This is a genomic window from Rhizobium sp. 2MFCol3.1 (genome assembly GCF_000377565.1).
Taxonomy (GTDB): Bacteria; Pseudomonadota; Alphaproteobacteria; order Rhizobiales; family Rhizobiaceae; genus Rhizobium.
In genome coordinates this window covers 241460-254900 of sequence record NZ_KB898359.1, presented here as the reverse complement: position 1 = coordinate 254900, position 13441 = coordinate 241460, and the positions used below count along the sequence as shown (strand labels likewise).

At 57.7% G+C, this 13441-nt stretch carries 12 protein-coding genes; 8 read left to right on the top strand and 4 right to left on the bottom strand.

Annotation, left to right across the window (positions count from 1 at the left end; all coding sequences use genetic code 11):
• Positions 1-420: DUF1295 domain-containing protein (locus D460_RS0116090; protein ID WP_026283217.1), on the bottom strand; the 420-nt coding region annotated here is incomplete at its 3' end.
• Between the two features lie 613 nt (positions 421-1033).
• Here D460_RS0116090 and D460_RS0116085 point away from each other — a divergent pair.
• The 8 genes from D460_RS0116085 (at position 1034) to D460_RS0116050 (ending at position 10827) form a co-directional block, all read left to right on the top strand.
• Complete coding sequence (locus D460_RS0116085) at positions 1034-1414, top strand: DUF2147 domain-containing protein (protein WP_018899600.1); 381 nt, start codon at positions 1034-1036, stop codon at positions 1412-1414.
• A 600-nt stretch (positions 1415-2014) separates the two neighbouring features.
• Positions 2015-3025, top strand: a complete 1011-nt coding sequence (locus D460_RS0116075; RefSeq protein WP_018899598.1) for a GlxA family transcriptional regulator — start codon at positions 2015-2017, stop codon at positions 3023-3025.
• A 602-nt stretch (positions 3026-3627) separates the two neighbouring features.
• Entirely contained in the window at positions 3628-6936 is a 3309-nt protein-coding gene (locus D460_RS0116070) for a DEAD/DEAH box helicase (RefSeq protein ID WP_018899597.1), read from the top strand.
• 998 nt (positions 6937-7934) lie between these two features.
• Positions 7935-8333, top strand: coding sequence for a DUF1236 domain-containing protein (locus D460_RS0116065; RefSeq protein ID WP_018899596.1), 399 nt, complete (start codon positions 7935-7937; stop codon positions 8331-8333).
• A gap of 103 nt (positions 8334-8436) precedes the next feature.
• Positions 8437-9036, top strand: a complete 600-nt coding sequence (locus tag D460_RS35165; protein WP_196809341.1) for a BA14K family protein — start codon at positions 8437-8439, stop codon at positions 9034-9036.
• A 401-nt stretch (positions 9037-9437) separates the two neighbouring features.
• Positions 9438-9848 carry a response regulator gene (locus tag D460_RS0116060; RefSeq protein WP_018899595.1) on the top strand — a complete coding sequence of 137 codons (411 nt, stop codon included), beginning with the start codon at positions 9438-9440 and terminating at the stop codon, positions 9846-9848.
• A 12-nt stretch (positions 9849-9860) separates the two neighbouring features.
• Complete coding sequence (locus tag D460_RS0116055; RefSeq protein ID WP_018899594.1) at positions 9861-10163, top strand: hypothetical protein; 303 nt, start codon at positions 9861-9863, stop codon at positions 10161-10163.
• Between the two features lie 79 nt (positions 10164-10242).
• A complete protein-coding gene (locus tag D460_RS0116050) occupies positions 10243-10827 on the top strand; it encodes a hypothetical protein (protein WP_026283216.1) in 585 nt (194 codons plus the stop codon).
• A gap of 11 nt (positions 10828-10838) precedes the next feature.
• On the opposite strand, the gene D460_RS0116045 is transcribed toward D460_RS0116050, so the two are convergent.
• The 3 genes from D460_RS0116045 to D460_RS0116035 form a co-directional block, all read right to left on the bottom strand.
• Positions 10839-11459 (bottom strand): response regulator transcription factor, encoded by a 621-nt coding sequence (locus D460_RS0116045; protein WP_018899592.1) that lies wholly within the window; start codon positions 11457-11459, stop codon positions 10839-10841.
• On the bottom strand, positions 11456-12850 hold the full coding sequence (locus D460_RS0116040; protein WP_026283215.1) for a sensor histidine kinase: 1395 nt from the start codon (positions 12848-12850) through the stop codon (positions 11456-11458). The genes D460_RS0116045 and D460_RS0116040 overlap by 4 nt, the downstream gene beginning before the upstream one ends.
• Before the next feature lie 345 nt (positions 12851-13195).
• Complete coding sequence (locus tag D460_RS0116035; protein ID WP_018899590.1) at positions 13196-13420, bottom strand: hypothetical protein; 225 nt, start codon at positions 13418-13420, stop codon at positions 13196-13198.
• Between the last annotated feature and the right edge of the window lie 21 nt (positions 13421-13441).

Here is a 13441-nt window from a genome sequence, read left to right as displayed (position 1 = left end):
AGCGTCGATGGCGCCTGGAAACGGCCGGTCATTGGCTGCGGCGAGATAGACGGCCAGGACGAGAACGAACGCGGCCAATGCCTGTATCTGCAGGAAGAGGAACAGCCGCCAGGCTGCGCGATCACCCCAGTCTTCGATGAATTTTGCATAACGAGGATCTTCGCCACCACCTCTGGTGCGCGAGCCGATATGGCTTGCGAGCCTAAGCGACCAGGCGCTGATCACGATCAAAAGGGCGACACGGCGGTCGAAGTCACCATCAGCGAGCGCGATAGCGGCAATGCCTCCAACGCCGACGGCCACCGACCAAATTGTGTCGATCCACCCACTTTGTCCGGTGGCGCGCTGTATCGCCCACGCGCCAGCCATGGCCAGTGACAACCAGAATGCGATGGCGACGAGGAGGAGGATGTCCATCAGTCTTCCCGTATGGTCCCTGAGGCGTTTCATGTGTCTACGGTGGCCACAAGCACTTGGTTTCGCTCCGGGGCAAAGAATTTTTGCAATTACCCCCTCAGTTTTGCAGCTCGCTGCCTGTGCATCTGGTGCGTCTAACACGTCAATTTTTGAAAGGGCCGCAATGCTAGGAAATGATCGCGCTGACGCTCTTGCTGACGTCGTCGCAACAGTGCTGGTTCATGCCCTTTCGCCTTTTCTGGCGGCTGCCCATCTTCTACCCATTGAAACTTTACGGTCTCTGTCCAACAGGAGCTCACGAAATATATCTGCCCGCAATGAAACTATAGGCGGTCGGCTTTCGTGCCAATGTCGCGACAGAGCAATCGAGCCGCCGAGGTGCACGGGTTGAAGGAACTGAAACGTCGAAGGGCGGATAGGTTGAATATTGCGATGGTTGGCAGCGGAATGTCCGCAATACCCACTGATTGGCTCCTGTCCCAATCACTTAAGGCGACGTTTTTTGATGCTGCTGATCGTGTTGGGCTGGGGAAAGGAGCGTGGTTTACAAGCGATGCATAACAATCTCGACAACAGATTTTGAGAAGCGTTTAGGCCGATGGAAGGAGAAATAAGCATGATGAAGTTGATCATAATCCCAACCGTTGCGGCACTATCAGCCCTGCCGTGTTTCACGTTGGCGCATGCCGCAGATATTGACGGGAATTGGGCTCGAGGAGACGGCAATGCTAGGGTCCGCATTGCATCTTGTGGATCGGATATTTGTGCCACCAACACTTGGATCAAACCGGGCACGGCCAAGGAGAAAGAGGGCGATCGGCTTGTCATGACGATCGAGCCTGGAACCGACGGTGTCTATTCTGGGACGGCCTTCGATCCGCAGCGAAACCTGACCTACAAGCTTACAGTGACAATCAATGGCGACAAGATGACCACGAGAGGGTGCGTCGTAGCCGGGCTGCTATGCAAAGGCATTGATTGGACCCGGATTAATTAGACAGGCAGGCTGGCAGCGAAGCAGGTGCGGCCAATGATCGTGACCCACTCCTCTTTGTCGCGATCGGCTTCGTCTGGCATGCTTTATCGGCTGCCGATGCGCTATCGATTGAAAGATTTATAGGTTTGCGCAGGCGGCTTTCATCGACATACTCACATAGATCGGTGCTGGCGAGGGAATACAATTACGCTTCCCACCCACCTGATCGATTTATGGATGGTGCAAACGTCAGGCAATGAGGCTCTTTGTGATCGATTAGTGGTTAGAAGAGCCCGTTCCCGGGCCATCGCCGGTTATGATCCCCGTCTCTTTGACCAAACAGACACTGCTCCTTGGGCTCAGCTAGCGCATGTCGCTATCGCTGGCCTTGTTGGTGCTTGTAGGCCTTGTCGGAGCGGAGACTCGGCGCGGGCTTAGGTAAACCGCGGCCTGAGGCGAGTGGAGATGGAGTTCGGCCTTCGGGCCGGCCTAGAGGTTGGCGACATTACCCTTCTGCTGGACCGGTTAAGGCGTCGTCTGCTAGAACTTAGCACGGTCATGACGCTGATAGCGAAGTGGCGATACGATAGGCGGGCAGGTGTGCTTTAAAGGAGCAATGTGATGCGTCCGGAACACTATAAAGACGGAGGTGCCGCGGACCAAAGCACCCGGCTTAAGGTCGGCTTCGTTCTCGCGCGGTCATTCACGCTTTCGGCCTTTGCGATGTTCGTCGATACGCTGCGTCTCGCAAGCGACGAGCATGATCGGTCGGGAAGGGTGAGGGCCGACTGGCAGGTGCTTGGCAGCACCCGTCACCTGATTACATCGAGTTGCGGCGTGCAGGTTGCGCCGACATCGGACTTCGTCGATCCAGGCCGGTTCGACTATATCGTCGTGGTGGGCGGGTTGCTCAACAGGCAGGAACCTGTCGATCGTGATACCGTGGCGTTCCTTAAACTCGCTGACACCAAGAAGATTCCTCTGCTCGGGGTTTGCACAGGCACTTTCATTCTTGCCGAGGCTGGGATGATGAAGAACCACGACGTCTGCGTCAGCTGGCTTCATGCAAAAGCCTTCCGGGATCGGTTTCCCGATTTGTCGGTTAGGTCGGACAGGATTTTCAATCTTGATCGGCGTCGGGGTTCGTGCGCCGGAGGCAGCAGCGCCGCCGATATGGCCGCAGCCCTTGTGCGCCGCCATATCGGCCGCGAAGCAGAAAGAAATGCTCTTGAGGTGCTGCAGATCGAGAAAGCCCGCTCCCACCTGGAGGTGCAACCACGGCGGCCACTTTACGAGGAATACAAGGATACGCGCTTGAGAGCGGTGCTGATCATGATGGAGCAGCATCTCGACAGCGATATATCGATAGCGCAACTCGCTGCATCGGTGGGTGTTACGCGCAGGCAGCTTGAGCGTATTTTTGAGAAAGAAGCAGGCATGTCACCGGCACGCGCCTATGCCAAAGTTCGCCTTGAACGAGCCAAGGTGCTTCTTGCGCAGACAAAGTTGCCGATGATCGACATCGCGATGGATGTAGGTTTTCGCACGGCTTCGCAGTTCACCCACTCTTTCAAGCGAGAATTCGGACAGACGCCATCGCGCGTACGAGCCGCTCTGCTCGCAGTAAGCTGATGCAACCCGTTGGAACCATCAGGCAGCTTGTCGCTATCCTGTCAGTTCCGTCACGGGCGAGCGGGTTGGAGACGTGAGCTCCTGCGCCGATGGGTTCGGGGACCGCCGATATGCTTTGATCGACCGTGCAACGGCTATCGTAGCGCAGCCGGGGCGGGAATGCGACCGGCACAGGCGCCGACGGCCATAGGCTTGCCACCAGCCTCAGCGAAGCTTCGATGGAACCTGCGGCCTTGTGAGCAAACGATGGAAGCGAGCCGGCGCGAGGCTTTCGCGCACGATCAGTACGACATATCGCCACTGCACCTCCTGACAAATTCTTGGGCGAGCACCTGAAGACGTTGCATCCTGGAGGTAATATCGACTGCCGCCGTTTTAAACGGGCACTTGCTCCGCTTCGGGCGCGAGCCAACGAACGCCCTGGCGAGAAGAGCCGTATTGCCGGAAATGTCGCGTGGCGGGCGGTAGAAGGTAACCCGCTTCTAGTGTGAGCGCACGAGCACATGAAAAACCCGCTCACTCGTTGCAGGCGGAACGGAACAAGTGGCTATCACCGCAGTTACGCCAACACGGCACGTCGCCGGAGACTTTTACCGGGAGTGATGTCCGGAAACGAGGGCGGGATCGAGTTGCGCGTTAGCGAGTACAGCACAGAAAACCACGCATCAGAAACAAAACCTGTCGACACAAACACATTTTCGGAACGACTGCCCGCGGGGTTTGTCGCCACCCGCCTTGCTGACGTCCTTCGCAAATCGACGACCTCTCTTTGTTATGTCGCGCTTGGCGAAGAGGCGCTCGAGGCCATTGCAAGATCGATCCGGTCACTCTTCCCCAACTTGAATTTGATTGTCTTTCCACCATGGGATTGCCTCCCCTACGATCGCGTACCACCGACCCGGCAGTGTATGGGGCGGCGAATGGACGCGCTTAGGGTTTGGGCTGAACCATCGCAGGCGCCGCGACTTATCCTGACATCGCTCGATGCGATACTACAGCGCGTACCTCCTTTAGACACCATCCGCGATAGCAGGCTCGAACTGCGTGTCGGTCAACGACTTAACCGCGCGGCCTTCAAAGCCTTTGTCGAAAGAACAGGCTATCTGGAAGAAGGGGTCGCGGACGATCCAGGCGAAGTTGCGGTCCGAGACGAGGTGATCGACATCTTTCCCGCCGGCGCGACCTTTCCGATGCGTATCGTATTATCGAAAGATCTACATGTGAGCGAGCTGCGGTCATATGACCCCGAGACGCAGCGGACAGACAAACTGCTTGAAACACTCATACTCGGTCCAGCGTCTGAAGCTATTCCCGACAGAGGGGGTAAGGTTGTAGACGAGCCATCCGATGGGATGGAGCGCCGACTTCTTCGACGTTACGACCAGATGCCGGCGGTCTTCGACCTGCTCGGCGATGCCCGGCTGCTGTTCGAGCCGGGGTTTGATGATCGCGCTGACCAATATCATGATATTATCGACGACGCGCGCCACGCCCACCGGACGTTGCGCGCTACGGAAGCATCTTCACCGCGATCGATTTACCTTAGCAGCGACGAATGGCAGGCAGTTTGCCGCAAGGCTGAAACACTCGACATCGGCTCAACCGCACCCCGCGCACTTGCCTCGTTCGACGAAGCGTCTGACCAACGTAAGGCTTTGATAGACATGGTACCGGATTGTCTAAGGAATGGACGAAAGGTCGTCGTGGCGGGCCGCGGCCGTTCTCATGACGCCTTCTGTAACCGCCTGCGGCGCGTCGCGAAGATTGAGGTATCGAGCGCGATGGACTGGGTGGAGATTGAGCGCTCGAACTCTGGCCTCTTCAGGATCGACGGGGAGATCGACGAAGGTTTTGTCGATGTCGATGCAAATATTGTGCTGATCAGCTCGGGACACAAGTCGGGGCTGACTGCCCGATCGACTGATCTGCTTGCTGAACCCGAACTGCGGATTGGCGATGTCGTCGTCCATGAGGAGCACGGTGTCGGTGTGCTGACAGAGCTCGAAACGATCACGATCGACGGCACCTGTCGCGATGCCGCGCGACTTGAGTATCGTGATGGGGCATCGTTGCTCGTACCGTTCGATGAGTTCGACCGGCTGTGGCGATACGGTGCAGAGCCTGACGCCGTGACCCTTGACCGTCTTCATACCGATGCATGGCACAAAAAGCGGGCAAAGATCGCTGCCGATATCCGCTCGACTGCCATTCATATAACTGCCTTAGCTGAGGCACGCAAAGCATCGAAGGCCGACATTTTTGTCCCCCCTCGCGCGACCTACGGCGCTTTCGTGCGGCGCTTTCCCTATCCCGCGACCGCTGATCAGAGCGCTGCCATACGATCGGTTCTCTCGGACCTCAGTTCCGGAAGAGCGATGAACCGCTTTATTTGCGGCGATGTTGGCTTCGGCAAGACGGAAGTGGCATTAAGAGCTGCTGCGGCGGTAGCACTTTCAGGAGGGCAGGTCGTCGTGATCGTCCCCACCACCGTGCTCGCGCGTCAACATCTGATGACATTCGAGCGACGGTTCGCGGGGTCGCCAGTCAAAGTGGCAATGTTGTCGCGTCTCGTAAAACCCGCGGCGGCCAAGAAAGTCAAAGCCGGGCTCGCCGACCGTGATATTGGGATCGTCATTGCCACCCACGCCATTTTGGCAAAGGATGTGACCTTTTCGCGCTTGGGGCTGCTTGTCGTCGACGAGGAACACCGGTTCGGCCTCAAGGATAAACAGGCCATGAGCTCATTAGCGCCCTCCCTCCACACGCTTACAATGTCCGCGACCCCAATCCCGCGGACATTGCTGTCAGCTATGGTCGGCCTTCATGACGTCGACATCCTCGCAACTGCGCCTTCCAGGCGCCGACCCGTCAGGACGTCCCTAGCTACTGTTGACCGCGCCACAATGCGCATTGCGTTGATGCGCGAGTTTAGGCGCGCAGGTCAGAGTTTCGTTGTCGTTCCCAGGATCGAGGATATCCCGGACGTGGCAGATGTTCTTCAGGAGATCGTTCCCGAGTTAAAAGTCCTGATCGCGCATGGAAAGATGCCGGCGGCCGACATCGATGAAGCCATGGTCGGCTTCGCGGATGGAGAGGGCGACATTTTGCTGTCGACCAACATTATCGAAAACGGTCTCGATGTGCCCCGCGCCAATACGATGTTTATCTGGAATGCCGAAAAGCTAGGCCTCGCGCAATTGCACCAATTGCGGGGCAGGGTCGGCAGGACGAGGGTCCAGGGTATCGTCCATCTCCTGGCCGAAACGATTGAAGAGCTGTCGGAGGAGGCACGCTTACGGCTGACCACGCTGGTTGAGAATGATCGTTTGGGTTCAGGGCTCGACATCAGTCTGCGTGATCTTGACTTACGCGGCAGTGGGGATATCGCAGGCGAAGAACAGACAGGGCATATGCGGGTGATCGGAACCGGCCTTTATCATAGGCTCCTCGAGGCCGCCCTGGCGACGGTCAATGGCAAGGAAACTGCTGACACAGTCCGGGCGACGCTCAATATCGGAGTGTCAGGCGGGATTCCCAGTGATTACATTTCTGATCCAGAAGTTCGCCTCGATCTGCACGCGAGGCTGTTGCGCGCTGCGTCGGTGAAAGAAGTCGATAATCTAGAAGAGGAGTTCGACGACCGGTTTGGTCAGCCTCCGATGGAGGTCGTCACCTTGTTGAGACTGGCCAGGGTCAAAATTACGGCCGGTCGCATCGGCATTTCGCAACTTGACGCTGGGCCAAAAGCTCTTGCATTGTCGCTAACACCAAGGGTGTCCGCCAAGACAATAGCAAAATTCGTCGGCATGGGCGGCCTGCATAAAAACGAGAGACTGGTTTTCGAGGGCGAGGCGACGGGCAGTACCGAAGGGATCGAATTCATCGAGAGGCTGTTAGGTATCCACTCGTGAATGATAGTCCGGTCGGAGAAACGCTATTAGGCGGTTCGAGCCGTTTCATCCGACAGCTTGCATCAATGATTTCAGCGCGTGGGAACACACTGGGACCTGCGGTCGACCCTTCTTTGCAATAGTTTCGCTTGGCGTGCCGCACCAGGCTGTTGGCGCCTTGATGCAATTCAACGGACGCGCGGGTTCTCTCTCATCTGCTTCGTTGATCTACCAAATGAAGCCAAGAGCTCAAGCCTGCGCGCCAACAGATTGTTTCGCGCCTCTCGAAATCGGTCCAACATCGGCAATCGTCATGAGGCTAAGACAAAGGTGATAATGTCGGTGACAAGAGGTTCACCGTTACGCCTCGACGAGATGGTCGATTTCAAGCCAAGCGCTGGCGGAAATTGATGCTTGCGGGCTGCCTTTCCGACCTCCACCTGTGTGACGGCGACCCTGCTCATTAGAAGCTGCCTGGTGCCCGGGGGTGCAATGGTCCGGCGCGTCGTCGATGTCGGATCTGGGCTCTCACGTGGTCGGTAGGGGCGCGAGAAGGTTTGTGACGCGCAAGGCTTCGTCGGCTATGCACTCGTGGTGAGTTCGCAACCCGCGTGGTTGCTGCTGCGAATATGTTTTCACGCGGCGCGTTCGGATCAGGTAGCGATAGCGCCTCTGTTGTGCGCCAATCGTGTAGCTTAGACGTGAAGCACAATGCGCCGCCCTTAACGGCGCGAACGAGCATCCAAACTTGCCGCTTTTATTAAAGTGTCATCGGGGGCGGATCAGATCATGCTCGCTATGTCTCCTTGAGCAGCGGTCTAAATGTGTGACCCTCGCGTGATAGCCGGCTTTTTCAGTCGGCGATTTGCGGTCGGAGCGCATGATGTGGACCGAAAGATCAGGTCCGACGTCACTTCAGACCAAGGTCTGAAATGTCTCCGACCTAGGTCCGACCAGGGAACTCCCAGCAGGTTAAGTCGTTTTCTGGCTGCGAGAAAGCATCGTTAAAGGAGATCAAGATGACTTACAAACTGACAGCGACCGCAATCGCGGCCATTGCACTTATGTCCGGCGTGGCCATGGCCCAGTCGGGAACCGTTAACGGCGCGGCTGGCGGAGCGGTTACCGGTGCCATCGTTGGTGGTCCCGTTGGTGCGGCCGTGGGTGGCGTTACGGGCGCCGTGGTCGGAACCATCATCGATCCGCCGCCGGCAAAGGTCGTTACCTATGTCCGCGAAGCGCCTGCTCCGGCAGCGCCGGTCGTCGTGCAGGAAAAGGTGGTCGTCGGCCATGCATTGCCGGAGACCGTCGTCGTCACGCCGGTCCCCGAAAATCCGAAGTATGGCTATGCGATCGTCAACAACGAGCGCGTCATCATCGAGCCTTCGTCCCGCAAGGTTATCCAAGTTATCAATTGATTTGGCTTGGCAGGGCGGCGCGGCGCAACGCGGTGCCGCCCAATCAGGCTAACACCGCCGCAAAGGCGTCGAAAAAGCATAGTAAATAGCAACGGATGATATGATGAATGGGCTCGCAAGCGTCGCGTTTGGAATTGTCACGGTCTTGGGTACCGTCACCCTCGCTGCGTCGGTGGCATCCATCGGTATGGCCGAAAGCACTGAGCAAGGTTTGCGCGGGCAAGGCGATACGACCCTTTGGACCGAACAGCCCACGCGCGTCAATCCCACGAACCAAGCCTACGAGCGTTTACCTCCTGCACTTTCGACTTATGCGGTGGCGGAAATCCACAGAGCTCCGTCAAGGCCGCCGGTCGTTGTTGCGGCGCGCCCTGTCGCCGATAGCTTACCGGCGCCGAGTGCAATGTCACCGGAACATTTGAACTGGTGTTCGTCGCGCTACCGATCTTTTGATCCGGCGACCAACACGTATCGAACATTCCAGGGTCAGGTTCGCGTCTGTCAGTCCCCCTTTAAGAATAATGCCGACGTTGTGACTTACACGCCGCCCGTCGCCGCCGGCCCGCTGAGCGGTGAGGCAACTTGGTGCGCAAGTCGTTATAAATCCTATCGAGCGGAAGATAATACCTATCAGCCCTACAATGGACCTCGCGTGAAATGCACGCCGCCAGCAGGCGGCCAGACTCTCGCGTCGAGTGAATAGTCGAGCCAGTTTGGACCAAAGCCCGTGTTGCAAGCGTCTACAATGTGATAGGCTTGATTGACATGACAGGAGCAAGGTTCAAACCGCTAAAGATGATGGCCAAGATTTGGCAAGTCCGAAACGGCGCGCAAATGTCAGGGCGTGATGTTGAGCGACTGGGACGGGTGTCTCGTCGTTCACCCGCCTTGTGGGACATCCACAGTGACAGGGGAGTGGCGCGCCCGGAGGCCAAAAGCATAGGTCACCCACCCACCCATCGCGCGAGCTTGGACCTTGTCCAAATGTGCCGTGGGTGATGAGAAATTTAAGCCTGTGCCAATTGAGCTTGAGAAGCTGCGCGCGGTTTTTGCACGGGGCCCCGAACGTCGAAAGTTTTCGCCGACGATCCGATAGGAGCGATCATGCGTGTCCTGATTGTTGAAGATGAGCCGGCCTTTGCGCTGACGGTCGAAGATATCGCCATTGCCGAAGGCTTCGAGATCGCGGGGATTGCCCGTAACACAGCCGAGGCAATGGAACTGGCGCGCGAGACGGATATCGCAGTCCTAGATGTGCGCCTTGCCGATGGACTGACAGGGCCGGATATTGCCGCGCAACTGGCCGAGCGCTTCGACGTTGGCATTGTCTATCTCACGGGAAATCCGGACCTTATTTCCGAAAAGGAGGGCGTGCACGTCGTCGTCAAACCGCCGAGCGCTGCAGGCGTTCTCGACGGCCTACGTAAGGCGGCGGCGTGGCGAAGTCGTCGTGTGCGGCAACAGCTTGCGCCCGATGAACCAACCAATAACGCATTTAAACCAATACAGCACTGACAGGAGCACTTCGTGACAAACATTCAAGCCAGCCGCTCCAACGGCGGCGCCGATGGGCAGCGAACCGCCGAGATTATCCCGGCGCACTCCGTTCGGTCACATAGCAACTTACGTCGTTCCAACGCAAGCGCCGCCGAACGTGGGCGCGGCTTCGACGTTAAGTTCTTACTTCGCGAGATGGACATTCTGGCCGAAGAACTCGCCAAACTCGCCCCCTCAATGGACAGAACCGCGCTTGAGCTTCGGCTGGCACAGATGCGGCAGGTGGTGGAATTTCGTTACACGCAGCGGCCAGATCACCTAGAGGTCGAATAAACGTCGCAATATTTCGGTGTAGCGTCGATCCACGCGCCGTCACCTGCGTAGAGAGAGGCACAAGGCCGGAAAGGACGCAATCATGCTTTCAAGGCGCTGCCTGTTGAAATTGGGATGCGGAGCGACTGTCGCCCTTGCTATCTCGGCGATGCCACTGACGCTGAGTTTGGGGACGTTTCCCGCGCCGACGATGAATGCCGCCGAGGCAAAGGATGGCAATAACGGCAACGGCAATGGCGGTGGTAACGGCAATGGCGGTGGTAACGGCAACGGCGGTGGTAATGGCAACGGCGGCAACAATGGAAATGGTGCCAGCAACGGGAACGGCGGCGGTTCAAGCAACGGTAACGGCGCAGGCAGTGCCGGCAACAGTTCCAGCAATTCGGGTGGTAACGGAAACAGCAATGGCAACGGAGGCGGGGGCGCAAGCGCTAACTCCGCCAGAGGCGGTAGCTCTTCGCCGTCATCTTCCTCCGCATCGCCTGCTTCGGGCGTTCAGGCCACGCAAGATAGCGATGGCAGCCTCGATGTCCGCCACGGAAATGGCATAACCGAAACGCTGCGCCGCGGCCGCTACATCATGCGGGATTCAAAGGGCCGCACTATCGTCGACAGGCGGGCGACAGCCAACGATGTTCGGCGGCTGAACCGGTTCGTTCGCTAGGATTTGCAGACCTAACCCTTCCCACGCCAACGCAGGGCCGCCTCGGTTCGATTGGAAACGCCCAATTTCGTCAGGATTTGCGTCATGTGATGCTTGACGGTCTTTTCCTGCAGATCAAGCCGTAGCGCGATATGCTTGTTAGAGAGGCCTTCGCCTACAAGGTCCATGACCTCCCGTTCGCGCGGCGTCAGGCTGTTCTTGGACGGCTCCTTTTCCAGCGACACATCCACCACTTTTGCGGACATAGCTGGAGACACATAGCGGGTGCCCTTGAGGATCGTTCTGATCGCCTCCGCAAGTCCCCTGGAGCCGATGCCCTTGAGAACATATCCCATCGCGCCTCTTTGAAGAGCTGCCAGCAATGTGTCGATCTCCTCCGACGCGGTCAGCATGAGGACTTTCGTCGATGGGCTGTGCTGCAAGATTGCACCGATCGCGCTCAAGCCCCCGCCTGGCATTGACACATCGACCAGCATGACATCGGGATGCTTGTCGGCCGCAATCATCGCCGCGTCGGCGCTGGTGGCACCTTCTCCCACGACCAGGAAGTCCTTGATTTCGGAAAGGCTGCGCGTCACACCTTCGCGAAACAATGGATGGTCATCCACGATCCCAACGGTAATGGACGTCATCTTTGCTCTCCCGTTTCCATCGGTTCAAAGGTCATCGTCAAGATCGTGCCTTTGTCACCGGTCTTCACTTCAAACGTTCCGCCAAGACTATCGACCCGCTCGCGAAGCCCCACAAGCCCTAGGCTCGATGGCCTGACATGGTTTGGATCGAAGCCCTCGCCGCGATCACTGACCGTGATCGTGACATGCCCGCGATGAAGGGCGGCCCAAACAGCCTGCTGAATGCCGCCGCCGTGGCGATGAGCATTGTTCAAGGCCTCCTGAATGAACCGGTAGACACAGATCTTGACCGCCGCCACTGGCTCCGATCCATCCTGCTCGATTACTGTGTTGACGGTCGTGGCTGTTCTCATTTGATGAGCTTCGGTGACACGGTTAACGATTTCGGCAAAAGATGCCTTTTCGATTTCGGGAAGCACCAGTCCCTTGCAGATGTTTCTGATCTCTGTCATCGCCTCGGCCAGGCTGGAGCGGATCCAGGACAGTTCCTTCTCACGCTCCTCGGGCTGCGTTTCGGCACTGATCAGCAATTCGCTATCGAGCCGCAGGGAAGCATAGGCGATGTGCTGTGCGGGGCCATCATGGAGGTCGGCGCCGATGCTGCGCAGATAGGTCTCGTTCAAGGATGCAGCGCGTTGGGATGCACGCTGGAGCCGGACCTGCAGCCCCTTGTTCTCAGCGAGCAACGTGGAGAGTTCCGCAACGCGTCTTGTGAGATCCCTCTGCTGTTCCTGGATTGTTTGGCTCCCGCGAAAAACCAGTGCTGACAAGACGGCAAAAAACACGGAGGTGAGACCTGCGACCGCGAACCAGCTCCACAGTCGGGCCTGCGTTAGGCTCTCGGCAAGGCCTTCGGCGGTCTCGTAAAATTCCAGGACTGCCACGGCCTGGCCGGACCATGGCTGGAGCACTGGATTGTAGATCTCCATCAGTGGCTTACCGAGAGAACGTTCGGCGGTGCTTTCCGGATCGTCGGCGATCTCGTAGCGCGCAACCAGCGTTCCCGCGAATGCCTGGCGAAGCTTGTCGTTGACCGCAAACTGTTTTCCGACAAGCGCCTTGTCGTTGGAGTATAGAATTGTCCCGTCGCCGCGCCATAGCTTGAACGACACCAATCTCTTTACAAGCGCTCCTTGCTCAAGCGTTTCATCGAGCGCCAGCGCGCTCGCCTCGTCGAGCGGCGCAGCCTTCTGCATATCGGGAAGAAGTGGGGCAACGACACTGTCCACATAAAGGGCGGTCGCGGCGCCGGAGTTGTGGATCACCGCATCTTCGATGACCATCGACACCAGATAGCCGACGATGAACATGGCCGCTAAACTAACCAGGCCGCCAACGACGACAAATCGCAGAGCGAGAGAGCGGGCCGTCCAGCGGGAAATCCAGTTCATATTCAGCCAGTTGTAATGAGACACCCGATACCTAATGCTCATTTGGATCTTTTCCAGCCCTGCACAACGGGGGGTTCAATGGACGAGGGTGCGCGGTGTTCGCTTGCCGAGGGGGAGACGACGTACGCTGCGCGCCAACTGATTTGCCGATCGTCGATCCGCAGTGCAAAAGGCGCTCTGCAGGTGTGCCTTCGATCAAAGCGATGCAAGGGGTGACACAAGAGTGACGGTCACGGTGAAACGGGACAACTCCAAGATCGTTCTGGGCAACAGATAGGCGACACGAGCGACGCATCATCGACGCCTAGGCGAGCACGCTTCTGGTTTCATGAGGCGATGATTTCGCTACTCTGCGGCTTGGTTCATTTGTAGGCTGTCCAAGGGTTCGACGATAGAGATAATTTCGAAGTCCCCAATCATGTGGTGTTGATCGGATCCAAGAACGGCCAAGGTCCAGAAATCACGATCTTCGCCGAAAACCGTCGAGACTTGGACGATCGTCGTCTGGCCAGCGGTATGGCTTGCTGATCGCGCCCAGTAAAAGCAGCCTGGTACCAGACTCTTCATCATGCCTACTCCACACACAATTGC